17 protein-coding genes, 1 tRNA gene and 2 riboswitches are annotated in these 22,614 nt (G+C 58.7%); of the genes, 9 read left to right on the top strand and 9 right to left on the bottom strand.

Features of this window, described 5'->3' with window-relative positions; all coding sequences use genetic code 11:
- The first annotated feature begins 28 nt into the window (after positions 1–28).
- Positions 29–712, top strand: a complete 684-nt coding sequence (locus tag JK199_RS03170) for a YoaK family protein (protein ID WP_077930269.1) — start codon at positions 29–31, stop codon at positions 710–712.
- 75 nt (positions 713–787) lie between these two features.
- Here JK199_RS03170 and JK199_RS03165 read toward each other — a convergent pair whose 3' ends face one another.
- The 3 genes from JK199_RS03165 to JK199_RS03155 form a co-directional block, all read right to left on the bottom strand.
- Positions 788–949 (bottom strand): hypothetical protein, encoded by a 162-nt coding sequence (locus JK199_RS03165; RefSeq protein ID WP_167552530.1) that lies wholly within the window; start codon positions 947–949, stop codon positions 788–790.
- A 288-nt stretch (positions 950–1,237) separates the two neighbouring features.
- Positions 1,238–2,593, bottom strand: coding sequence for an amino acid permease (locus tag JK199_RS03160; RefSeq protein WP_212357408.1), 1,356 nt, complete (start codon positions 2,591–2,593; stop codon positions 1,238–1,240).
- 66 nt (positions 2,594–2,659) lie between these two features.
- Positions 2,660–4,198, bottom strand: a complete 1,539-nt coding sequence (locus tag JK199_RS03155; protein WP_244984860.1) for an alginate export family protein — start codon at positions 4,196–4,198, stop codon at positions 2,660–2,662.
- Between the two features lie 770 nt (positions 4,199–4,968).
- Between JK199_RS03155 and poxB the strand changes: the two genes are divergently transcribed.
- Positions 4,969–6,708 carry a ubiquinone-dependent pyruvate dehydrogenase gene (poxB, locus tag JK199_RS03150; RefSeq protein WP_212373832.1) on the top strand — a complete coding sequence of 580 codons (1,740 nt, stop codon included), beginning with the start codon at positions 4,969–4,971 and terminating at the stop codon, positions 6,706–6,708.
- Between the two features lie 103 nt (positions 6,709–6,811).
- On the opposite strand, the gene JK199_RS03145 is transcribed toward poxB, so the two are convergent.
- From JK199_RS03145 to JK199_RS03130, 4 genes are all read right to left on the bottom strand, one after another.
- Entirely contained in the window at positions 6,812–7,588 is a 777-nt protein-coding gene (locus tag JK199_RS03145; protein ID WP_212373830.1) for an alpha/beta fold hydrolase, read from the bottom strand.
- A gap of 332 nt (positions 7,589–7,920) precedes the next feature.
- Positions 7,921–7,994: transfer RNA gene (locus JK199_RS03140), tRNA-Gly, on the bottom strand.
- 55 nt (positions 7,995–8,049) lie between these two features.
- The gene (gene radA / locus JK199_RS03135; RefSeq protein ID WP_212373828.1) at positions 8,050–9,438 is read right to left on the bottom strand and encodes a DNA repair protein RadA; all 1,389 of its coding nucleotides are present in this window, start codon (positions 9,436–9,438) and stop codon (positions 8,050–8,052) included.
- A gap of 67 nt (positions 9,439–9,505) precedes the next feature.
- On the bottom strand, positions 9,506–10,831 hold the full coding sequence (locus JK199_RS03130; protein WP_212373826.1) for a UDP-glucose dehydrogenase family protein: 1,326 nt from the start codon (positions 10,829–10,831) through the stop codon (positions 9,506–9,508).
- A gap of 304 nt (positions 10,832–11,135) precedes the next feature.
- Between JK199_RS03130 and JK199_RS03125 the strand changes: the two genes are divergently transcribed.
- The 5 genes from JK199_RS03125 to JK199_RS03105 all read left to right on the top strand — a co-directional run bounded on the left by JK199_RS03125 (position 11,136) and on the right by JK199_RS03105 (position 16,225).
- Positions 11,136–11,921 (top strand): MlaE family ABC transporter permease, encoded by a 786-nt coding sequence (locus JK199_RS03125; RefSeq protein WP_025827744.1) that lies wholly within the window; start codon positions 11,136–11,138, stop codon positions 11,919–11,921.
- Positions 11,918–12,694: an ABC transporter ATP-binding protein gene (locus JK199_RS03120; protein ID WP_212373824.1), complete on the top strand. Its 777-nt coding sequence runs from the start codon at positions 11,918–11,920 to the stop codon at positions 12,692–12,694. The genes JK199_RS03125 and JK199_RS03120 overlap by 4 nt, the downstream gene beginning before the upstream one ends.
- Before the next feature lie 80 nt (positions 12,695–12,774).
- Positions 12,775–13,023 (top strand): hypothetical protein, encoded by a 249-nt coding sequence (locus tag JK199_RS03115; RefSeq protein ID WP_212374125.1) that lies wholly within the window; start codon positions 12,775–12,777, stop codon positions 13,021–13,023.
- A gap of 138 nt (positions 13,024–13,161) precedes the next feature.
- Entirely contained in the window at positions 13,162–15,591 is a 2,430-nt protein-coding gene (locus JK199_RS03110) for a mechanosensitive ion channel domain-containing protein (protein WP_212373823.1), read from the top strand.
- A gap of 139 nt (positions 15,592–15,730) precedes the next feature.
- Positions 15,731–16,225: a hypothetical protein gene (locus JK199_RS03105; RefSeq protein ID WP_086655507.1), complete on the top strand. Its 495-nt coding sequence runs from the start codon at positions 15,731–15,733 to the stop codon at positions 16,223–16,225.
- Positions 16,226–16,232: 7 nt separating this feature from the next.
- Here JK199_RS03105 and JK199_RS03100 read toward each other — a convergent pair whose 3' ends face one another.
- Positions 16,233–18,506, bottom strand: a complete 2,274-nt coding sequence (locus tag JK199_RS03100) for a TonB-dependent receptor (RefSeq protein WP_342356279.1) — start codon at positions 18,504–18,506, stop codon at positions 16,233–16,235.
- Positions 18,507–18,593: 87 nt separating this feature from the next.
- A riboswitch (cobalamin riboswitch) is annotated at positions 18,594–18,803 on the bottom strand.
- A gap of 126 nt (positions 18,804–18,929) precedes the next feature.
- Positions 18,930–19,140: riboswitch (cobalamin riboswitch) on the top strand.
- Between the two features lie 39 nt (positions 19,141–19,179).
- Between JK199_RS03100 and JK199_RS03095 the strand changes: the two genes are divergently transcribed.
- Positions 19,180–19,590 (top strand): hypothetical protein, encoded by a 411-nt coding sequence (locus JK199_RS03095; protein WP_212373821.1) that lies wholly within the window; start codon positions 19,180–19,182, stop codon positions 19,588–19,590.
- On the top strand, positions 19,587–21,038 hold the full coding sequence (locus JK199_RS03090; RefSeq protein WP_212373819.1) for a PepSY domain-containing protein: 1,452 nt from the start codon (positions 19,587–19,589) through the stop codon (positions 21,036–21,038). Before JK199_RS03095 ends, JK199_RS03090 begins: the two co-directional genes overlap by 4 nt.
- On the opposite strand, the gene JK199_RS03085 is transcribed toward JK199_RS03090, so the two are convergent.
- Positions 21,035–22,549, bottom strand: a complete 1,515-nt coding sequence (locus tag JK199_RS03085) for a replicative DNA helicase (RefSeq protein WP_086655717.1) — start codon at positions 22,547–22,549, stop codon at positions 21,035–21,037. The genes JK199_RS03090 and JK199_RS03085 overlap by 4 nt on opposite strands.
- Positions 22,550–22,614 lie beyond the last annotated feature (65 nt).

Raw genomic sequence — 22,614 nt, 5'->3', positions numbered from 1 at the left:
CTGAGTTTATCGTGTGAGTGGAGCCCCTATGAGTACGCGTACCGGCCATGACCCAAGACTGGTTATCAGCATTATTCTGGTAACCATGGCCATGGGGATGCTGGACGCTATTTCCTTAGTGCATCTCAAGATTTTTGCCGGATACATGACCGCCACAGTCCTGCTGATGGCCGTGCATATCGCCACGTCAGAAACCATCGTTCTGTCCGGGTTTGAGGCGATTGGCCTGTATCTTCTGGGCGCGCTGACGGGCGGCCGCCTTGTGCGGCGGGCCCATACAGTGCGCCTTGCGGTGGGCAATGTTCTGCTGGGTGTCGGCTCTATTGTGGGGCTAACAGCACTGGAATGGGCCGCGCAACCACCGGGCTGCATTTATATCACGCTCGGCCTGCTGGCCTTTGCCATGGGGCTGCAAACATCCGCCACGCGCCACGCCAAGGTTGCGGATATGAGCCTGCCCGCCGCCACCATGCTGCTGCATGGTCTGGCGCATAACAGCACCTTTGCCGGTGGCACCAACCCCGGCACATGGCGCAGGCTTACGGCGATTGGTAGCCTGTTTGTGGGGGCCGTTATTGGCACACTGACATCCAGCCACAGCATTTCCATCGCCATTGCGATTGCCGCAGCCACCATCCTGAGTGCGGGCGCCCTGCTCCATCTGCGCGACCACAGGTTTCTCGCGCATCTGGACCAGATTACCGTGCATTAAAGACAGCGGCAGTCACCGGGCAGTCTCTGGCACGAAGGGCCATGAGGCCTCTCCGTGCCAGAACCTGACGTCTGGCTATTTCTTCGGGGCTTTTTCAGGTTTTTTGGGCGGACCACGGTCCCCTGTAATGCCGCCCTGAGCCGGTGGGTCGCTCGCCGGAAAGCTGTCATCCAGCGCTTCGTCCAGATTGTCTTCCTGAATCTGCCGCTTGGTGTTTTTATCTTTTTTGTCGGCCATGACAGAACCTCACAATATGTGTGAAACCACGCCACGCAGGCCAGAAACGCAGCACGCTCCGGCTTTTCTCTGCCTGCATGGTGTTACAACACAACGCGCTGCGAACAGAAGGTTTCCCGGTTCGCGGGGTCGGTAAAAATATTCTGGCACACTCTCCGGCACACTCAAGGACCGCCGCACCCCACCGACACTTACGCAACACCCACACCAGCACCATGCCGCATAAAAAAGGCGCTGGCGGTTGTGTTTAAACAGCCAGCGCCTTTCCTCGTGGTAAACAGAGCCCCCTTAAGCGCGTCTGTTCCTGAAAGACGCCAGAAGGAAGAAAAAGACCGAAGTGCCAAGGCTTGCAATGGCGGTCATCCGTTCCTCCGGGTTGAACATCATGGCGATGAACACAAAGGCCACAGCCAGCAACGTCCCGTAATTGCAGAACGGGAACAGCGGCAGGTTGAACCCTTCCCCCTGCCCGGTTTTTTCCGCCTTGCTCCGCGCCTGCACATAAGCAGACACAATCAGGCAATACACCACCAGAATCACCCCGCCGCTACAGCTCAGCAAAAAAGCAAAAATGGTGTTGGGCGCAAGAATGGAAGAAAACGCAACCAGCGTGCCCGCAATACTGCTGACGGTAATGGCCAGACGCGGCGTCTGCGTGGTGGAAGTCCGTGCCAGCACGGCAGGTGCATCTCCGCTTCCGGCCAGTTCTGTCAGGATACGCGAGGTAATATACATGCTGGAATTCAGGCAGGAGAGCACGGCACTCAGCACCACAATGCGCATGAGCAGGCCCGCACCCGGAACGCCCATAACATCCATGGCCGCCACAAACGGGGAACGACCGGGCACCACTGACGGCCAGGGCACCACCATCAGAATCATCGCGACGGAAGCCAGATAAAACAGGGTGACGCGCGTGCCGATGCTCCGCGTCACACGGGCGACATTGCGGCCCGGCTCCGGAGATTCCGCCGCCGCGACCGTTGCAATTTCAGACCCCATCATGGTGAACAGAATGGTGGGAATAATGGACAGAACCGCAACAAACCCATGCGGGAAAAAGCCACCATGCCCCAGCACGTTTTCACGCACAGGTACGCCCGGCCCAAAGACATGGAACACATACAGCAATGCTGCACCAATAAAGGCGACAATGCTGATCACCTTGATCATTGAAAGCCAGAACTCACACTCCCCAAACACGCGGGGCGCAGCAAAATTCACCAGTTTGAGCACAATAATCAGTGCGATGGACAATACCCAGACCGGCAGGGCAATCCAGTCCTGTAACAGGATGGCCCCGGCAATGGCCTCACTCCCCAGCACCACCACCCAGAAAAACCAGTAGAGCCAGCCTGCGGTAAAGCCGAGCCTGTCCCCGTGGGCGGCGCGGATATATTCCACAAAGGAGCCGCGGCCGGGGTCTGCCGTCACCATCTCCCCCAGCATGCGCATCACCAGAATGACCAGAATCCCCACGGCCAGAAACGCCAGCAGAACAGCCGGACCCGTGGCCGCAATAGCCGCGCTGCTGCCAACAAACAGGCCTGCGCCAATAATGCCGCCAAGGGCGATCATCGCGATATGCCGGTTTCTTAAACCCGCAGGCTGTGTGGTGGGTTGGGAACTGTCCTGATCGACCATAAGCGCGGCATCCTGTGTTGTTGTCGGGAGATTATTGCCCATTCGGAAGAAAGATGGAAATTTCCGTTAAAAATGCTTGAAGAAATATCCTTCGATAATACCGGCATGGTGCCCCAGATCCGGCATGGCATATGCGGCTGGCGCTCCGGCGCGCGCCAGAGCCTTCCCCGCGGGGCCAGAGAACGCGACACCGCCTGCCAGCGCGGCAGAGGTTGTGGCATTCAATGTATATTCCGCGGAGAAATCCAGCTCATCTGAAATATGCCGCCCGGTATGGGCTTTAAGGCCTGCGCCGGTGGCATAGAGCAGAGACAGATCATAATAATGCAGGCCGAGCTTCAGGCTGTCCTTCGGGTTCATCAGATGCACCGGCGGTGTGGCGGTCAGGTCAATCTGATGCACTTCCAGATTGGAAAGCGGGGCGAGGTACATCCCCACAATTTCGCCCGGCCAGTATCCGCCATAGCAGTAGCGTTTGCCGTCATACAGGAAGAACGTATCATAACTCCGTTTGACGGACCCTTCCGGATTTCTGGCACCGCTATAGCGCGTATAGCGATAGAAAAGGGACGGCTGCCAGGGCAGCATGGAAAATCTGTAGCCGGGCTCAAGAAACATCCCGTAGGCCTCAACCGATTTATAGCCGTTGCCCGCATGGCTGTTCTGTTCGGATACAAAATCTCCGTAGAACGTAAAATTCTTTGAAATTCCGAGCTGTTTAATCGGAAAAAGCGTCCCGCCCCAGCTCAGGGACGCGACATTCATGCCCTGCCTGTCCGCGCGTGTAGAGTAATCATAATGCGCGGAGGTATCGGCCTCACGCACATGGAAATAGGTCAGCGTGACAAACGCGGCCCGGTCCGCATACGTGTTTTCCCCATGCCCGCCGGGGCGGTTGACAAACCAGCTGACATCAAACCCGACAAATTTGGTTTTTGGGCGGTCATAGCCTTTATCAATGTCATTATCGGCATTGCTTTCCAGCATGAACACGTCCGCGCGCACCGGATTACCTTCCAGTTTGATCACACCGGGGCCGGAAAAGGCAAAGCGTGGCGCATACCACCATGCGCCACGGTTCCCGGCACTGTAGGTGCCTTTGCCAATCAGAAAGCCATCATCCACCGCAAAAGCCTGCCGACCGCCGAGAACCGTCAGCGTATTGGGCTTACCAAAGAGTTTGACGGGCATTTCCACGCCCAGATTGGCTTCTTCCAGATAAACAGAGCGCGGTGTGCCGGATGTCTGAGAAACTTCTTCCGCATCCCCGTCCCCCAGAGTGGTGGCGCCAAGGGCGGAGGCTTTGCCAATAACGGTAAATCCATGCCCCAGTGCCCACTGGCCCGTCAGGATCGGCTTGCCGTACAGTTCACCATACACAGGGTTCTTATTCCGCTGATAGGTGCCGTTCCGCTGTGGCGCGTAAGAGCCCGCGCCAAAATTGGCATGCGGCACGAAAAACGCGGACCCGCCAATATCCAGCCCCCCTTGCAGCGTCAGCCCGTGCAGGGAAACCAGCGTGGTATCAGCCTGCGCAGCCTGACGCCCAAAAGCCAGACATAGGCACGCGCCCCCAAGAGCCAGAAAATGAGCTGTCTTACGCATGCTGTTCTAACACAGGCAGCGGTCACAGCCCGCTCTCCACTGTTTCATACCTTAAACACTCCACCTATTTTTCAGAGCCTTCTCAGCACAGAAATCTGCGCCAGAACCCCCGCCAGCCTGTACAGTCCGGCCTGCCACAGCAGGTATGGCGCATTTCTCACCCTGCAAAATCTTTGAATTTTACAGAATGTTTTCCAGAAGGTATAATTGCATGACGCGCAGACGCAAACAGTCATGCAGCATCACCCCGCAGAGACGCCACCAAAAGACTCTAAAAAAGCCCAGAAACCTTATAATAACCAATCAGTGATATAAGGTTTGCACGGTATTATATTATTTTCAAGCACAAGATGGCTTTTCATTTATTGCCGCACAGGGACGTTATTAGCCCAAATTCTACCGAAAAAGCAAAGAACAAAAATACGTTTCTCAAGCATATGGTTCTGAAATAAAAATGAAATAGGCAGGTTTACTGGCTTATACCATACGAAATCGAAACAAAAATATCGGGCAAATTTTTGCCCGCTCTGAAGGAAAAAACGGATTTTTAAGGCTCTCCAAAGAGTACACAAACCCGTGAACTACGGCTTTCCAGCCCATTTCTCCCCATTTTCCTGTTCATGATCAAAAACGGAGCCTTTGGTTCCCTTCGGGCGTTGTCACAAAATTGTGACGCTGGCTTTTCTAACCGCTCCCCGCCTTCATCCGTTCTCTGCGCACAAACGGCCCGTGCCGCCTTTTCCCTCCCCTGCCAGAAGGACCAATGACCGATGGCGAAGCCCAATGTTTCGGATGTTATTGTTCAGACGCTTGCCACCGCTGGCGTGGATGCCATTTACGGCGTGGTGGGGGACAGCTTGAACGGGATTACCGACAGCCTGCTCAAGCATAAATCCATCCGCTGGGTGCACGTCCGGCATGAGGAAGTCGCGGCTTTTGCCGCCGCCGGGGCTGCGCATGTTACGGGCAGGCTGGCCGTCTGTGCCGGGTCCTGCGGGCCGGGGAACCTGCACCTGATTAACGGACTTTATGATGCCCACCGCTCCCGCGTGCCCGTGCTGGCCATCGCGGCGCAGATCCCCAGCGCGGAACTTGGCTCGGGCTACTTTCAGGAAACACGGCCGGAAGCACTCTTCCGTGACTGTAGCCATTATTGCGAGACCATTTCCTCGCCAGAGCAGGCCCCGCGCCTTGTAGAACTCGCCATTCGGGCGGCGGTGGGGCAGCGGGGTGTGGCTGTTCTGGTGTTTCCCGGAGATGTGGCGCTCAAGGCGGCGGTCACCACCGCGATTTCTGAACAGGCAGCCCTTCTGCCCAAAGCCCCGCGTATTCTCCCCTCTGAAGAAGAACTGGACGCGCTGGCTTCCCTTTTAAACAGCGGCAAGAAAATCACCCTGCTGGCCGGGCGCGGCTGTGCGGGCGCGCACACCCAGCTTTTGCAACTGGCGGAAACCCTTAAAGCGCCCATCGTGCATGCGCTGGGCGGCAAAGAACATGTGGCTTACGATAATCCTTATGATGTCGGCATGACGGGCCTGATCGGCTTTTCATCCGGGTACCACACGCTGATGGCGGCGGATGTGGTGCTGATGCTGGGTACGGATTTCCCTTACCGTCAGTTTTACCCGGAAGACGCGAAAATCGCGCAGATTGATCTCCGCCCGGAGCAGTTAGGCCGCCGCTGTACGTTGGCACAGGGGCTGGTGGGCGATGTAGCCGACACACTGGACGCACTGCTCCCCCGCCTGCCCGTGCGCTCAGACCGCAGCCATCTGGACCACAGCCTGCACCTGTACGCCAAAGCCCGGCACGGACTGGATGATCTGGCAACAGCAGGCAACGGCAAAGCCCCTATCCACCCGCAATATCTCACCCGGCTGGTTGATCAGGCCGCAGCAGATGATGCCATTTTTACCGCCGATGTTGGCACCCCGACCGTCTGGGCGGCCCGCTACCTGACCATGAACGGCCGCCGGCAACTGATTGGCTCCTTTGTCCACGGGTCCATGGCCAATGCACTCCCGCAGGCCATTGGCGCGCAGGTTGCTCAACCAAAACGGCAGGTTATCAGCCTCTCCGGAGATGGCGGCTTTACCATGCTGATGGGGGACCTGATTACGCTGACACAGGAAAAGCTGCCTGTGAAACTGGTGATTGTGAATAACGGCTCACTCGGGTTTGTCGCCATGGAAATGAAGGCCGCAGGCTATCTGGAGACAGGGGTCAACCTGCAAAACCCCGACTTCGCCGCCATGGCGCGCGCGATGGGTCTGCATGCCGTGCGGGTGGAAAACCCGGCGGACCTGCCTGCTGCTGTGGACGATATTCTCAACCACCCCGGCCCCGCCGTGCTGGATGCCGTCACCAACACGCAGGAACTGGCGCTCCCTCCTAAAATTGAAAAAGCCCAGATTACCGGCTTTAGCCTCTACGCCCTGAAAGCCGTGATGAACGGGCGCGGTGATGAAATTCTGGACGTTGCCAGAACCAATATTCCGTTTCTTCGGTAATACGCCAAAACTGTTTTAAAGAGTTTTTTGAGCGGCAGTATTATACAAATGCTGCCGCTTAGTTTTTCAAAAATTCTACTGTGCAGCCAGAGAGTTTTCAGGTCTATTCCGCTGACAGGCGCGCAAGAAAACCCTCCACAGCCTGAACATACCCCGGAAAATCATCCTGATGCAGAACATGCCCGCCGGGGAGGGTCTGCACCTGTGTTCTGAGGCGACGCTTCGCCATTTCCTCGCTCATTACGCTGGTCAGAACAGGGCTTTGCGCGCCATGCAGCAGAAGTGCGGGGCAAGACGTTGCCAGCCAGTCTGTCCAGTGGTCTCCATTCAGACAGGTCTGGGACTGCACCATTTCAGCAGACTTAAACGCCAGTTTCCAGCCCTGCGCTGTCTGGCGGAAGGACGGAGCAAGATAGCGCGCCATATTCGGGCCGATACGCGCCACAAGATCTTCCTGTGTTTTGAAAAACCCTGACCATGCAAGACAAAAGCTAAGGTTATCGTTCACCACAGCGCCAATATCTTCAATAATCAGCGCCCGTACCAGCTCAGGGTGACGCGCCGCAAACTGATACGCATTCACCCCGCCCAGAGAATGCCCCAGAAGAATAACAGGTGCATCGCAATCCAGCGTTTGTAAAAGTGCCTCAATATCGCAAAGATAATCATCACGCGTGTAGCTTGCCGCATGGTCTGACGCCCCGTGTCCGCGCTGATCCAGCGCAACCACCCGGAAGCTTGACTGCAAAACCTGCATAAGCGGCAGAAAGGTGGCTCCTTCCATCATGTGACCATGCAGTGCCACCAGCAGCGGCTTTTCTCCTTCCGTGTCCAGATAGGAAAAAGTCAGATTATCTCTCTGAAAGGTTTTTCTCTGCACGACTATTTTCCTCTACTGGAAGACTCTGAAAATAAGAGGCTTTCAGGGCAGAGCGTCTACGTTTGAAGACGTTATGCTCGCCCTCTGTTTACAGGGGCATATCAAAATCTGGCTGATGCCTGAAGCGATGCCAAAGCCGCGCCCACGTTTTCCCGGCGGTCACGAGGACTGGAAAAGCGGGCAGACCATGTCCCGCCACCTGTCAGCTTCAGACCAAACATTTCAGCATCCTTCCTAAGCAGAAAGGACTACCGCTGAACGACGACCAACACAGTAGCACTCGCTTCCGTTTAACGGTCGCAGGCTGTTGATTTCATTGATTTTTTGGGAACTGGAGCGGATGAGGGGAATCGAACCCCCGTATGCAGCTTGGGAAGCTGCCGTTCTACCATTGAACTACATCCGCATTCCGTGGCGCGGACTATAGCGGCATCTTATAAGGCTGACAATAGGGCACAGCGTTAGTCCGCTTCCATATCCGCCGTGACCAGATCAGACAGATGCCCGATCTCCCGTAACGTCAGACCCTCCGGTGGTTTGCTGCGCGCGCTGCCACGGGCAATACGGCGGGGCAGCACGGCTTTATCAAACCCCAGCTTGGCGGCTTCCTTCAGGCGGGCATCCGCCTGTGAGACCTGACGCACCTCACCAGACAGACCGACCTCCCCGAAATAGACCTCCCCCGAGTTGGTCGGCATACCAGTCGCCGCGGAAATCAGAGCCGCAGCAACGGCCAGATCCGCCGCAGGCTCGGCCACCTTCAGCCCGCCCGCCACGTTCAGATACACATCCATGCCAGACAGCTTGACGCCACACCGTGTTTCCAGCACCGCCAGCAGCATGGACAGGCGGCCACTATCCCAGCCCACCACTGCGCGACGCGGCGCATTATCCCCGCTTTTAGGGGCCAGCAACGCCTGCACTTCCAGCAAGACAGGTCGCGTACCTTCCAGCCCGGCAAACACGGCGGACCCGGCAATATTACCGCGCCGCTCGGCAAGGAACAGGGCTGAGGGGTTGGAAACTTCCTCCAGCCCACGGTCCGTCATGGCGAACACACCAATTTCATCCGTCGCGCCAAAACGGTTTTTGGCGGCACGCAAAATACGGAACTGGTGCCCGCGATCGCCCTCAAAATACATGACGGCATCGACCATATGTTCCAGCACACGCGGGCCGGCCAGCGCACCTTCCTTGGTGACATGCCCGACCAGAATCAGGCTAAACCCTTTGCGCTTGGCCAGACGAATCAGTTCAAACGCGCAGGCCCGCACCTGTGAGACTGTGCCGGGCGCACTTTCCACCGTTTCCAGCCACATCGTCTGGATGGAATCAATCACCACAGCCCGCACATCCGGCTCGGCTTCCAGTGTGGCCACAATATCCGCGACGTTAATGGAGGCCGCGAGATCCAGCTTGGCCTGCCCGACCCCCAGACGCAGGGCGCGCAGGCGGATCTGGTCCACAGCTTCTTCGCCTGAAATATACAGAACGCGGTCGCCCTTCCCGGCCAGCTTGCAGGCCGCCTGAAGCAGAAGGGTGGATTTCCCGATCCCCGGATCACCCCCCACCAGCACGACGGACGCGGGCACAAGGCCGCCACCCAGCACGCGATCCAGTTCTTCAATACTGGTTTTAATGCGGGGCGGGGGTGCCGCCATGCCCTCCAGCCCTTCAAGCTGGACGCGCCGCCCCTTGCTGCTGGCGCGGGGGGACGAGGCGGCAAGCGGTTCAACCGCTATTTCCTCCAGCGTATTCCACTCGCCACAGGCTTCACACTGGCCCATCCACTTGGGATACACCGCCCCGCAGGCCCGACATGCAAACTGGCGGGCTGGTCGTTTAGCCAAGAGCGTTCTCCCCCGTTATCCTGTCGCTCATCTGGGGGTGAACACCCCTGTTCTCAAGAGCCGGGGGTTACGGACGCCCCACGGACTCATAGGTAAACCCGGCGGCACGCATGGCGGTAGGGTCAAAAATATTGCGCAGGTCCACAATGGTTTTGGTGCGCATCCGGCGGCGCAGTTCAACGGGGGAGAGTGCCCGGAAAATATTCCACTCCGTCAGCACCACCAGCACATCCGCCTGCTCCGCCGCATCCAGCGCATCGGCACAATAGGTTACGCTTTCCGGCAGCAATGGTCTGGCTGCGGCCATGCCCACCGGATCATACGCCCGGATGTCCGCCCCGGCCTCCGCCAGACGGTGCAGAATCGGGATGGAGGCGGATTCGCGCATATCATCCGTTTCCGGCTTGAAGGTCAGGCCAAGCACGGCCACCGTTTTCCCCGCGACGGACCCGTCACAGGCCGCAATAATACGGCCCGCCATGCCAGCCTTACGCGCCTCGTTCACCTGCACGGTGGTTTCCACCAGTCGGCAGGCGCTGTGGGCTTCCTGCGCAATGCGGGAGAGAGCCAGCGTATCCTTGGGGAAGCAGGACCCGCCATAGCCAGGGCCGGGTTGCAGGAACTTGCGGCCAATACGCCCGTCCAGCCCCATGCCTCGCGCCAGATCATGCACGTCCGCGCCCAGCGTTTCGCACAGATCGGCCATTTCATTGATGAAGGAAATCTTCATCGCGAGGAAGGAGTTGGACGCGTATTTGGTCAGTTCCGCCGTTTCCAGCCCCGTAAACAGCAGCGGGGCTTCAATCACGGAGAGCGGGCGATAAACGCGGCGCAGCACATCCTCCGCCCGGCTGGCGCGCTCGGGGCGTGTCTGGTCCAGCCCGATAATCACGCGGTCCGGCCGCATGAAGTCCCCAATGGCGCTCCCTTCCCGCAGGAACTCCGGGTTGGAGGCCACATCAAAATCCACGTCCGGGCGCGCCTGCCGGATAATTTCAGCAATACGGCGGCTGCTGCCCACCGGCACGGTGGATTTGGTGACAATCACGGCATAACCCGTCAGGGCTTCCGCAATCTGGCGGGCGGCTGCGTGGACATACTGCATATCCGCAGCGCCATCCCCATTGCGGGGCGGGGTGCCCACGGCAATGAACACGGCCTCGGCCCCGGCAACGGCTGTAGCAATATCATCCCCAAACGTCAGGCGGCCTGCCTGACTGTTGGAGGCCACCAGCGCATCCAGCCCCGGCTCATAAATAGGGATACGCCCTTCCCGCAGGGCGGACAGACGCTCAGGATTGGTTTCAACAATCGCAACATTGATACCGAACTCGGCAAAACACGCGCCTGATACAAGCCCGACATACCCGCCGCCAATCATGGCTATGCGCATCCGCTGCCCTCCTGCCTTTACTCATCACCGCTGCTACTCATCACAGCGGATGGGGTGGACTTCAAAACTGGCTGACACACATGCCCTCAGCAGACGATTGCCGCAATGCCTGTGGCACAGATTTCAGACATTCAGACCACGGCAAGGCGGCTAACCCGGCCTGCATCCCCCTTTCTTTTCCCGCCAGAGACAGCACCCGGACCGCATACCAGCACCACACACCCTTTGACGGGGCCGGGACTTCACGCTACGGCTGAACCCTTGAAAGTTTTGCCCCAGAAACAGGACCGGACCACCTGACCGTATGGATATGTTGCTCGATCTTGTGGCCAGACTGGGCCGAACCACCCTCGGCCTGATCCGCGCCGCCGGGTCTCTGACGCTGTTCGCCCTCTCCGGCCTGTCCCATATTGTCAGGCCGCCGTTTTACGGGCGCGTGTTCCTGTCCACTTTTCTGGAAACCGGGTTTTTCTCGCTGCCTGTCGTGGCCCTCACGGCCCTGTTCTCCGGCGGCGTGATTGCCCTGCAATCCTACACGGGCTTTGCGCAGTACCATGTGCAGAGTGCGATTGCTGGCATTGTAGTGCTGGCCGTAACCCGTGAGCTGGGGCCGGTTCTGGCCGGGCTGATGGTTGCGGGCCGCGTGGGGGCCGCCATGGCGGCGGAAATTGGCACCATGCGGGTGACGGATCAGGTCGATGCCCTCACCACGCTGTCCACCAACCCCATGAAATATCTGGTCGCCCCGCGCCTGCTGGCGGGGCTGATTGCCCTGCCGCTACTGGTGCTGGTGGCGGACGTGCTGGGGGTTGCCGGGGGCTTTACCGTCTCCGTCGTCAAGCTCGGCTTTTCGCCGCATGCCTACATTACCGCCACACTGAACTCCGTGAAGGTGATTGACGTCACAGTCGGGCTGGTAAAAGCCGCCCTGTTCGGGTTCCTGATTGCCCTGATGGGCTGCTATTACGGCTATAACAGTAAAGGCGGCGCGGAAGGCGTGGGCACGGCCACAACCTCCGCCGTTGTGGCGGCCTCCATCCTGCTGCTGGCGTTTGATTACCTCCTGACGGATCTGTTCTTCTCACAATGACCGGCACCCTCCCCAAAATCCGCATCAGGGACCTTCACAAGTCCTTCGGTTCCAAAAAGGTGCTGGATGGCATCAATCTGGATGTCATGCCCGGCACCTCCTTTGTGATTATCGGCGGGTCCGGCAGCGGGAAATCCGTGCTGCTGCGCTGTATCCTCGGCCTGATCACGCCTGATTCCGGCAGCATTGAAATTGACGGCGAGGACTTGATCACCGCCTCCCCCCGCAGGCAGGATGTGCTGCGCGGCAAAATTGGCATGCTGTTCCAGAACGGTGCGTTGTTTGACAGCCTGCCGGTGTGGGAAAACGTGACCTTCGGCCTGCTGGCGCTCAAGCGCCTGACCCGCAAGGAGGCGCGTACCCATGCAGGCGGCATCCTTGCGCAGGTGGGGCTGGACCCGTCTGTGGGGGAACTCTACCCCTCAGAACTTTCTGGCGGGATGCAAAAGCGCGTTGGTCTGGCCCGTGCCATTGCCGCCCAGCCGGATATCCTGTTTTTTGATGAACCCACAACCGGGCTGGACCCGATTATGGGGGCCGTGATTGACGGGCTGATTGTGGACTGCGTGAAAAAGCTGGGCTCCACCGCCATTGCCATTACGCATGACATGGCCTCCGCCCAGCGCATCGGGGATGAAGCCGCGATGCTCTATAAAGGCCAGCTTATCTGGCAGGGGCCAGCAAGTGCCCTGATGGACAGCGGAAACGCCATGGTGGACCAGTTTACGCACGGGCGGCGTGAAGGCCCGATTACCATGGAACTGCGGCGCTAAGCCGCAATGCTTTTCCACTTGCCCGCCTCCCCGCCGGGTGAGATAGAAGCACAACCGGATTGAAACACAGGAACAAGACCATGAAACACGCGGTTCTGATGCTGGTATGTGCTTTGACGCTCTGCTCCTGCGGGATGTTCGGCAAAAGTGAGCCGCGCCATATGACCACAGCGGCCCAGTGGGAAAAATACGGCTACAAAGACCACCTGCAGGATACAACGCAGGCCACCCGCCCCAGCTCAGCAGATGATGCCGACCCGCTCCAGACGCACAAAGATGCCAAGGGCAAAGACGCTAAAAAGAAGAACCGGAAAAAGTCCTCTTCCTGATCCACACCTGAGAGGGAGGCCACGCCGCCTCCGCTGACTGCCTGTTCCCTCTCCGTCACGCGCTTCTCTTCGCAACCACCCGGTTCTCTGGCACGTTGGAACCCCCATGTTCCCTGTGCCGGAGTGTAGAGAAGCCTTATGACCCGCCTGCCGTTCCGCGTTCTTTTTCCTGTTTTGTACCTGGTGCTGGCAGGGTTTCTCCACCCCACATTTTTCAGTCCGGCAGCACAGGCCGCAGACGCACCGCCCCCCGCAGCACAGGCGGCGCCCGCCCAGACACCAGCCCCTCTGATTGCCGACATCACGCTTTTTGCGTCTGATGCCACGCTGAACGCGATGGGCGATGAAATCCGCGCCATCTATCAGGGCAGCCGGAAAGACTACTCCACCAGCCAGAACACCAACGCCCTGACCATGCTGCTGCGCCGTGCAAACGCCGTGGCGACCAAAGCCGATACCCTGCTGACGCAGATCAAACCGTATGAATCGGTTTATCAGAACTTTGTGGATATTCTGGGCAAACCAGACCCGGCTGAACCGGACTCCATCACGCAGCAGCGCAAAATGCTGACGACCCGCCAGCAGGATATTTCCGGCCGGATTACCCGCCTCCGGCTGTATCAGCTTGAAGCACAGCAACTGGTGCAGGAACTCCGCCAGCATGGCACCGCCATCCAGCAGGCGACCATGACGCAGCGGTTCCCCACCCCGCTGGGGATCAATTTCTGGTCCCAGCTTTCCAGCACCTCCGGGCAGGATAAAAACCGCGCCGCAGCACTGGCGTCTGAAACCGGGGCGGTGCTCAAAGAGGCCTTTACCGGCCAGCATGCCCTGCTCACACTGGGAGCGCTGGCGCTCTCCGGCCTGCTGCTGGCCCTGCATTTTTTCTGCCATACGCCTGTCAGGCTGCTGGTTGCCCGTTTTCTGCCCACAGGCCGTATCCGGCCTATTACAGCCGCCGTCATCTGCTCCCTGATCGGCGTTGTGGCATGGGGCGGCGCATTCCAGATCATCTGGAATGCCATCAGTTTTAATAATGACGCCGTAGCGGATGATCTCTCTGCACTGGCAGACATGGTGGCCGCACAGGTGCCGCTCTGTGGGTTTGTGCTGGAACTGGGCATGAGCATCCTGTCCCGCAAGCCGGAATGGCGCGTGTTTTCCATGCCGGATACGCTGGCCCGTAATCTGCGCCTGTTTCCCTTCTGGTTTGCCTCGGCCCTGATTGTGCGCGGGGTGCTGCGCTATGTGGATACGCGGAGCGGGTTCGGCCTGCTGCCCATCCAGCTTCTGGACGGATTATATACGCTGGCCGTCAGCCCGCTGCTGTTTGCCATCCCGCGCCAGCTCCGCCTGTCCGCGCAGGAGGATGATCCTTCCGCAAACTCCGCCAATATTGCCCCGCTTTTAAGAACACTGGTCACGACTATCGCCATTGTCTGCTGGGGGGCTGTGCTGACGGGATATATCCCGCTCGGATACACCATCATCTCATGGGTGTCCGTCATGGCCATCACCATGACAGGCCTGCTGCTGGTCTCCCTTCTGGCCACGGCACTAGGTAGCAGTGTTTTTCCGTCCTCAGCACCCGTGGGGGCGCATCTGGTGCGGCTGGGTCTGCCTGCCCGGCTGGTGGATCAGGCCAGTGTGGTCGTGCCCGGTCTGATCAATGTTTTTCTGCTAATTATTGCTTTTTCCGTCGCCACGGCTGGCGCGGATTTTGACCCGACACAGGTCAGCCGCCGTATTCTGTCCATCTTCAAAGGGCAGGCGCCCACAGATGGCAGCTTCAACCTCTCCATGGATGCCGTGCTGCTCTGCGCCGGGTTGCCCATCCTTGGGCATTACGCCATCCGTATTGTTAAAAACTGGTTCCGCCTGCGCTTCTTCCCCACCACGCGGCTGGATATTGGCGCGCAGGCGTCCATCCTGAATATTCTGTCCTACAGCGCCTGGATTATTATCGGCCTGTGCATGGCCTCAGCCCTCGGGGTGACGGTTAAGAGCATGACATGGGTTGTCAGCGCCCTGTCCGTCGGGATTGGTTTTGGCCTGCAATCCATTGTGCAGAACTTTGTCTCCGGCATTATCCTTATGGCCGAACGCCCCGTTTCCATCGGGGATGTGGTGGATATTGCCGGTGCGCACGGAGAGGTCGCGCGCATCAGCGTGCGGTCTACCAACATCAAGCTGGCTGATGGCTCCACCATGATCGTGCCGAACTCCCAGTTCATCACCTCCGCCGTGCGCAATGCCACGCGGGCGGAAAAGCCGGGCGTCTTTACCATTCCGTTGCAGGTGCCGTTTACGTCTGACCTGCACAAAGCCATGAATGTGATGACGAGCACGCTGGCGGAGTGTGAAAATGTTGAGGCACAGCCCGTGCCCACCGCCAGCATTACCTCCGTGGCGGATGGCTCCGCCATTCTGACCGGCACCGCCCGTGCGCGGGTGGGGATGGATACCGCCGCCGTGCGCAGTCAGGCGCTTTTTGCCCTCTGGCAGGCGTTTCAGGATCATCAGATTCCCGTCACCGTCAGCGCGACGGTTGTGGCCTCTCCCAGCTAAGGGGGGCCACCCCGCTCGCGGGACACGACCTTAAAATACTGGACAGGATGCCCGGTAGTTTCTAGTTTTAATCTCTTTGCTTCTGCTTATTAAAAATTTGTTTGGCTTAATTTTATAAAGATCAGGGAAAATTTCAGGCATGCGCAATTTTTTGAGCAATGAGTTTTTCCTGAGTATCCGTAAATCACCTCGCAAGCTGACTCTTCTTGCTGCACTTTGTATTCTGTCCGGCCTGATCCTGCCGTCCGTACACAATGTCCATTCCCAGTTTTTCCATACAACATCCTATAGTTTCACAGCACACAGGATTTGTGGCAAGAAATACTATCTGGCGGTTATCGCCTTTTGTTGCTCTGCCTACGCACGATATAACCGGGATTTTGCACGCTACCTCAACCTGTCAGACGGCGCGTCTTTTCTGACCTACGCCTACTGCCTATTGTCCTTTGTCACGCAGGTTTACGGTAGTCATTCGGTTGAATATCACACTTATGACGACTCACTTTTTGGGACATTTTTAGCGCTCGGCGCATCATCCAATGATGATGTGTCGGCAAGCTTTGGAATTGTGTTTGTGATCGCGGCGCCTGTGCTGCTCTACCTTGCACGCAAGCCTTACCGCGACCACACATAACCTCGCCTCAGAAATCCGCCTGCGCACTGATGGAGAAGGAGCGGGGCGCCCCGAGCATCACCTGCCCGGCGTAGCCCGTATCCGCCCACTGGATAAACCGCTTGTTGCCGATATTATCAATGCGGCCATAGACCGTAATGTTTTTATAGGCATGCCAGCCTGCAAAAACATTGACCAGCGCATAGTCTTTCAGGGAGAGCGTGTTGGCGTAATCTCCCTTACGGGCTGAGACGTAGCGCATCCCTGCCCCCAGATCGAGCGGCAGATCCCCCACGCGGGACCAGATAGCCCACAGGTTTGCTGTGACCGCAGGCACATCAGGCACCTGATTGCCAGAGGCATCAACCGAGGCACTGGGGTGGAAAGAGCCGTAACGGGAATAGGTATAAGCCACATTGCCAGACAGGCTCCAGTGGCGGTTGAGAACAAGATCCCCCTGCCATTCGACCCCGCGTGATTTCTGGACACCCGCCGTTGCCACCGTATCCGGCCCGGTTGAAACCAGCATCCGCGTCCGGCGAATATCATACAGCGCCAGAGTGGTGGTCAAACGCCCGTCCCACAGGCTGGCCTTCACACCAATTTCGCCCTGCCGGGAGTGGCTGAGTTTTGTAAACTGCCCCCGGTTGGCCAGAAACAGGTTGGAGCCCGGAGGGTCTTCCCCCGTGGTATATACCCCGTAAAGGCTGACATTTTTTGTCAGATCAAACACCGGACCAATACGGAAATTATCCGGGTTGTAGTGCCCCTTAAAACTGGTTGCGGCGTTAAACTGCCCGTTCTGCCGGTAGTTTTGCCGGTCCAGTGCGAGCCAGTCATACCGGAAGCCGCCCACAAGCCGCAGATTATCCCGGATGGTCAGCACGTCCTCTAAAAACAGGCCCGCCTGCACCATCGTGGTGGGGGATTTCATGTACGGATATTCCCCGGAAAACGCCCCAAGTGGCGTGGCGTCCGGGCTGACAAGAGAGACGCTGTCCGCATAGTCCGCAGCCGGAAAACCCCGGTTACGGATGAAGCGCAGATAATAGGCGTCGCCTCCCAGCACAAAACGGTTCTTCATGCCGAAAATGGAAAAATCAAATTGCCCGTGCAGCGTATCCCCAACCTGATGCTGGTTCTGATACACATAAAACCGGTCCCGGCTGATGCTGCCGGGGGCAATGGCATTGCCTGCGGCATCCGTCTGGCCGGGGGCGCTGATGTAAGTCAGGCTTTCCGCGTTGTTCCAGCGCCGTTTGGAATAAATGAAATAGCTGCTGTTATGAAACAGAACATGGCTGTTCACCCGCCAGTCCAGATGCAGTGTGGGCGTCGCGTTGACAGACCCGGCCTTGCCGTCCCGCACGTTATAGTACCGCCACAGGGACGCGCGGGTAAGGCCCAACCCTTTGCTGGAACTTAGCAAACCGCCTACGCGCCCGCCTGTTTGCGACAGATCCACCAGCGGCGTGCCGTAATAAGTGGAAAGCCGGTCCGTCAGATAATCCATGCTCAGCCGCGCGGTGAACTTTTCCGTCGGCTTCCACAGCAAGGTTGTCGTAAAATCATCCGAGTGCGGGTCAGCTCCTTTTACAAATCCGTCAGACGATGTCCGGCTGAAATCCGTGCGCAACGCAAGCGTTTGCGTAATGGGCACGGAGCCACCAATCCCGGCGTTCCACGTATTAAAACTGCCGTAGGACACAAGCGCATTGGCATGCGGGCCATCAAACGTGGGCGTACGGCTACGCATATCCACCGTGCCGCCCACGGCCCCCTGCCCATACAGCACGGAGGACGGGCCTTTAAGCACCTGCACACTTTCCAGATTGAAGGTGTTCTGAGGCCGGTTGACCATGGTGGTCGGGCCAAAATACTGGCCATCATGCAGCACCAGAATCTGGTTGCCGGTAAAGCCGCGCATCATCAGCTGCGCGGGTGACCCCGGAGACCCGCCAGAGGAAACACCCGGCGCGCTGTCTGCCGCGGCCTCAGCCTGAGCATAACCGCGCTGCATCATCAGATCATGCGAGACCACATTGAGTGTGCCCGGCGTGTGCTGGATGGACAGGCCAAGTTTCCCACCGACTGCGGGTGTTATCTGGAGAGGGGCAGTTTTACCATAAGCCGTGATATATTCAGGGCCTGCCACCTTTCTGGCCGGGGGTACTGCTGTCCGTTTTTTATACGGATGGGCAGCGCTGCCTTTCGGGTCTGAGGGATCAGGGGTGGCCGCATAGGCTGCGGGCACGCAACTGATGCCGAACAGAAGACTGAGGGCATAAGAGACTGGACGCACGGGTTCGCTCCAAAACAACGTCACCGCGATGGAGGCACTGAGCAAACCGTGCCTCGCCGCCACATCACCCCGTATGGCAGCTCCGTCCGTGACTTTGGCGTAATGGCAGGTCTCCTGGCTTGCTGGTCCTCGGGTCCTGCGGCTGCCTTCCCCCCTGTGGGTGGCACAGAAAGTGGCATAAACGCCGCAAGCCCTCTCAGCTTACAGTTGCGGGGGCAGCATCGGCTTGGACCGATTTCCCTCTTAGCCTTCTGGCCGCGCACGCAGCCACAAAGCACCATTGCTGCGTGCAGCGTAAACAGGGTCTGAAAAACCTTGTCAACGAACGTGCTGCTTTATACCCCATAAAAAACGGCTCTAAGGCGCAGGCCGTGCACACGTTGCATCCCAGCCTGTTGCGCAAAACCGGCATTTGCGTACAGTCTCTCCCTGTCAGTCAACAGCCCCGCGCAGGCGGGTTAAAAGGGAAGACCGTATGCCGTGCCGCACGGCTCAGTCGGTCGCTGCTCCCGCAACTGTAGGCGGTCTGTCCGTGTCTTTTTGCCGCAAGGCACGCCACTGGTGCACAACCGGGAAGGCGGGAGACGGACGTTTAACCGTGAGCCAGGAGACCTGCTGTTGTCGTTCAGACCGCGCCGCCGGGCGGGATGTACCGGAAGGCAGGAGTATACCAGTGGGACCGTTTTCCCCCTTCCCCCGACCTTTTCAACCAGAAGAGGCATATCACCCGGCTTTTTCCCGCCTGCTCAGCGCCTGCCCGTCCCGCGCTCATGCCTTGCAGGCCGCGCATCTGGCGCACCTGCCGCCTCCTGAGCAGGAGGAGGTCATTGCCCAGAACGGCCACGCACTCTTCCTCAAACTGGTCCCGTCCCTGCCCGCCCCCCACCGGGAACGGGGTGCTGTGCTGGAAGAGGCTTTCCGGCCGCTGCTCCTCACCGCCTCTGACTATCTTGAAGCCATGCCAGCCCTCAGCACGGACATGCCGCCCGCTGCCGCGCAGCGCATTGTGCGGGCCTATGTTGCCGTCCACTGGACGCGCGGCGCCCAGAACGCCGCCATGGCGCTGTATAACAGCCCCGCATGAAGGCCTTCCGCCGGACGCTGTATCTGACCCACCGATGGCTGGGCATTGGCATGGGCCTGCTGATGGCAGGCTGGTGCGCCTCCGGCCTTGTCATGCTCTGGCACACATGGCCTCAGCCGGAGGAAAGCGCCCTGCGCCGTGTTCCGACGGAAATCCACTGGCCCGCCATACTTCCGAAATTGGCTGAACTGGGCAGCACAGAACGCTTTCAGGCTTTTCAGATCAATATGGTAGGGCACGAACCGGTTCTGACACTCACGCCACAGGAAGGCCCACCTTTTGCGCTGGACCTGCGCACCGGCCATGCGGGGCGCATCCCCCCGGAAGATGCTGCTGCCAGCGCCATCCGATACGCGCGGGCCACCGGCGCACAAGGCCGCCCCGTCTTTGATGGCCTGACCACAGACGACCAGTGGGTTCTGGATACGCATGGCCGGGAAAATGGCTTTTATCGCTTTCTGTTTCCCGATGCGGCGCACACGCAGGTGTACGTCTCCTCCCTGACCGGAGAGGTCATGCAGGCCACAACACGCTCCACCCGCCTCTGGGCATGGGTGGGGGCTATTCCACACTGGCTTTACCCGGCGGTGCTGCGCAAGCACCCGGCGGTTTGGAGCGACGTCGTTATTCTTTTGTCTGGCACAGGAGTTTTTCTCACCGTTACCGGGCTATGGATTGGCGTTTTGCGCCTCCGCCGCGCCGCCCCTTTTACCCCTTATAAAAGGTGGCATGGGGTCCATCACCTCAGTGGCGCGGTGTTTGGTGTACTGGCCCTTTTATGGGTTACAACCGGGCTGCTTACCATGTCTCCCGCAGGCCTGTTTCAAAGCAATCCAAACGCGACCCGCCCCCTGCGCGTGACTGGCACGGCGACCGGCGCGGAGATCCATCAGGTTCTCTCACGGTTGATAAGTGCCGCACCACCCGGATGCACCGGCATAAAAACGGCTTTTCTAAACAGCAAAGTTTTTATGCAGATCACGGAGCAAACCGCTGCCGGCCTCAGGAGCCGGAGACTGGATGAAGCCCTCACTCCAGCCCCTCTCACCCCAGAGCAGATCAGGCAGCCCCTGCAGTCCGCAGGCTTGCTGAAAACGCCGGACGATCTGACGTTTCTAACGCAGGCGGATGCCTATTACTTCAGCCGCCCCACGCATCAACGCCATTTTCCCGTCTGGCGGGCACAGGCGGCGGATGGCACCTTGACCTATCTGGATGGACAGTCCGGCGCTGTGCAGACCATTCTGGACGGCCCTGCCCGCCGGTCCCGCTGGCTGGTGTACGGGTTTCATGATCTGGATTTTCAGGCCGGACTGCGCAGAACCCTGACGCACCGAAGCATTGCCGTGCCGTTATTATGTGGCGTGTTCTGCGTTTTTCTGTCCGGCGTTCTTATCGGCATCAGGCGGCTGCGCCGCACCAGCCTGCGTGCAGCGGGCCGCTCTTAGTGATGCGGCTCCTCATGCACCATATCGAGATCCGCAAAACGTGTGAATTCACCTTCAAAGAACAGATGCACGACACCGGTGGGGCCGTGACGTTGTTTTTCCAGAATGAGTTCGGCCTTGTTATGCACAAGGCTCATTTTACGTTGCCAGTCATCCAGCGCGGCTGAGTATTTTTCCATGGAATCAAACGCTGTTTCCTTGGGCATACGCTGCTGGAGGTAATATTCATCACGATACACAAACATCACGGAATCCGCGTCCTGCTCAATGGACCCGGATTCACGCAGATCCGAAAGCATGGGGCGTTTATCTTCCCGGCTTTCCACCTGACGGGAGAGCTGGGAGAGCGCGATAACCGGCACTTCCAGTTCCTTCGCAATCGCCTTTAAGCCCTGTGTAATCATGGAGATTTCCAGAACGCGGCTTTCCGGGCGTGTACCAACGGAGGGACGCATAAGCTGGAGGTAATCCACCACCACAAGGCTCAGCCCGCGCGTGCGCTTCAGCCGGCGGCAGCGGGTCCGCATGGCGGAAAGCGAGATCGCCGGGGTATCGTCAATCACCAGCGGCAGGCGGGACAGTTCACGGCTGACGCGCACAAAGCGGTCAAACTCTTTCTGCCCGATATCCCCACGACGGATTTTTTCACCGGACACTTCCGCCTGCTCGGACAGAATACGGGTGGCCAGCTGCTCGGCCGACATTTCCAGCGAGAAAATAGCCACCGTGCCGGTTGGCTCCACGCCCGGCCCTTTCTCTTCCGCCTCAATCATCAGCGCACGCGCGGCGGAGAAGGCAATTTTGGTGGCCAGCGCGGTTTTCCCCATGGCGGGACGCCCCGCCAGAATCATCAGATCCGACGGGTGCAGGCCACCGGTTTTCTTGTCCAGATCCCGAAGGCCGGAAGTCAGACCGGACACATGCCCTTCCCGCTTGAAGGCCAGTTCCGCTGTTTTAATGGCGTCCGTCAGGGCACGGTCAAACACCACAAAGCCGCCGTCCTGCCCTTTTTCCGTCGCGAGGCGGAACAGAGCCTCTTCCCCCGCGGCAATCTGGTCCGGGCCGGACAGATCAGAAATTGTGCCAAACGCGCTGTTCACCACGGTCTCGCCAATATCAATCAACTGGCGGCGGATCCACGCATCATGAATGGCGCGGCCATAATCCCCGGCGTTGATAATGCCGACCATGGAGGTCAGCAGTTTGGCCAGATAGGCCATACCACCGACATCATTCAGGATTCCGGAGTTTTCAAGCTCGGCCCGCAGCGTAACAGGGTCCGCAAGCTGGCCGTTTTCAATCCGGCGGGCAATGGCATCATAAATCCGGCCATTGACCTGATTGGCAAAATGCGCGCCCGTCAGAAAGTCGGAAACACGGTCATACGCCCGGTTGTTTGTCAGCAGCGCGCCCAGAAGGGCCTGCTCTGCTTCAAGGTTGGCAGGAGGATGGCGAAGGGAGAGCGACAGAAGCGTTTCTTCTTCCTGCCGCGCGGGTTGGGTCTGGGTCATACTCACGCCGTTTCGTTTATCAGGTCCTGACACATCCGTCTTCCGGCTTTAACCGAAAAACGCCC

Origin of the sequence: Acetobacter persici (assembly GCF_018256955.1) — a bacterium.
Lineage (GTDB): Bacteria > Pseudomonadota > Alphaproteobacteria > Acetobacterales > Acetobacteraceae > Acetobacter > Acetobacter persici.
Note: the sequence above shows the minus strand (reverse complement) of the source record. Positions and strands in the feature narration are given on the sequence as shown.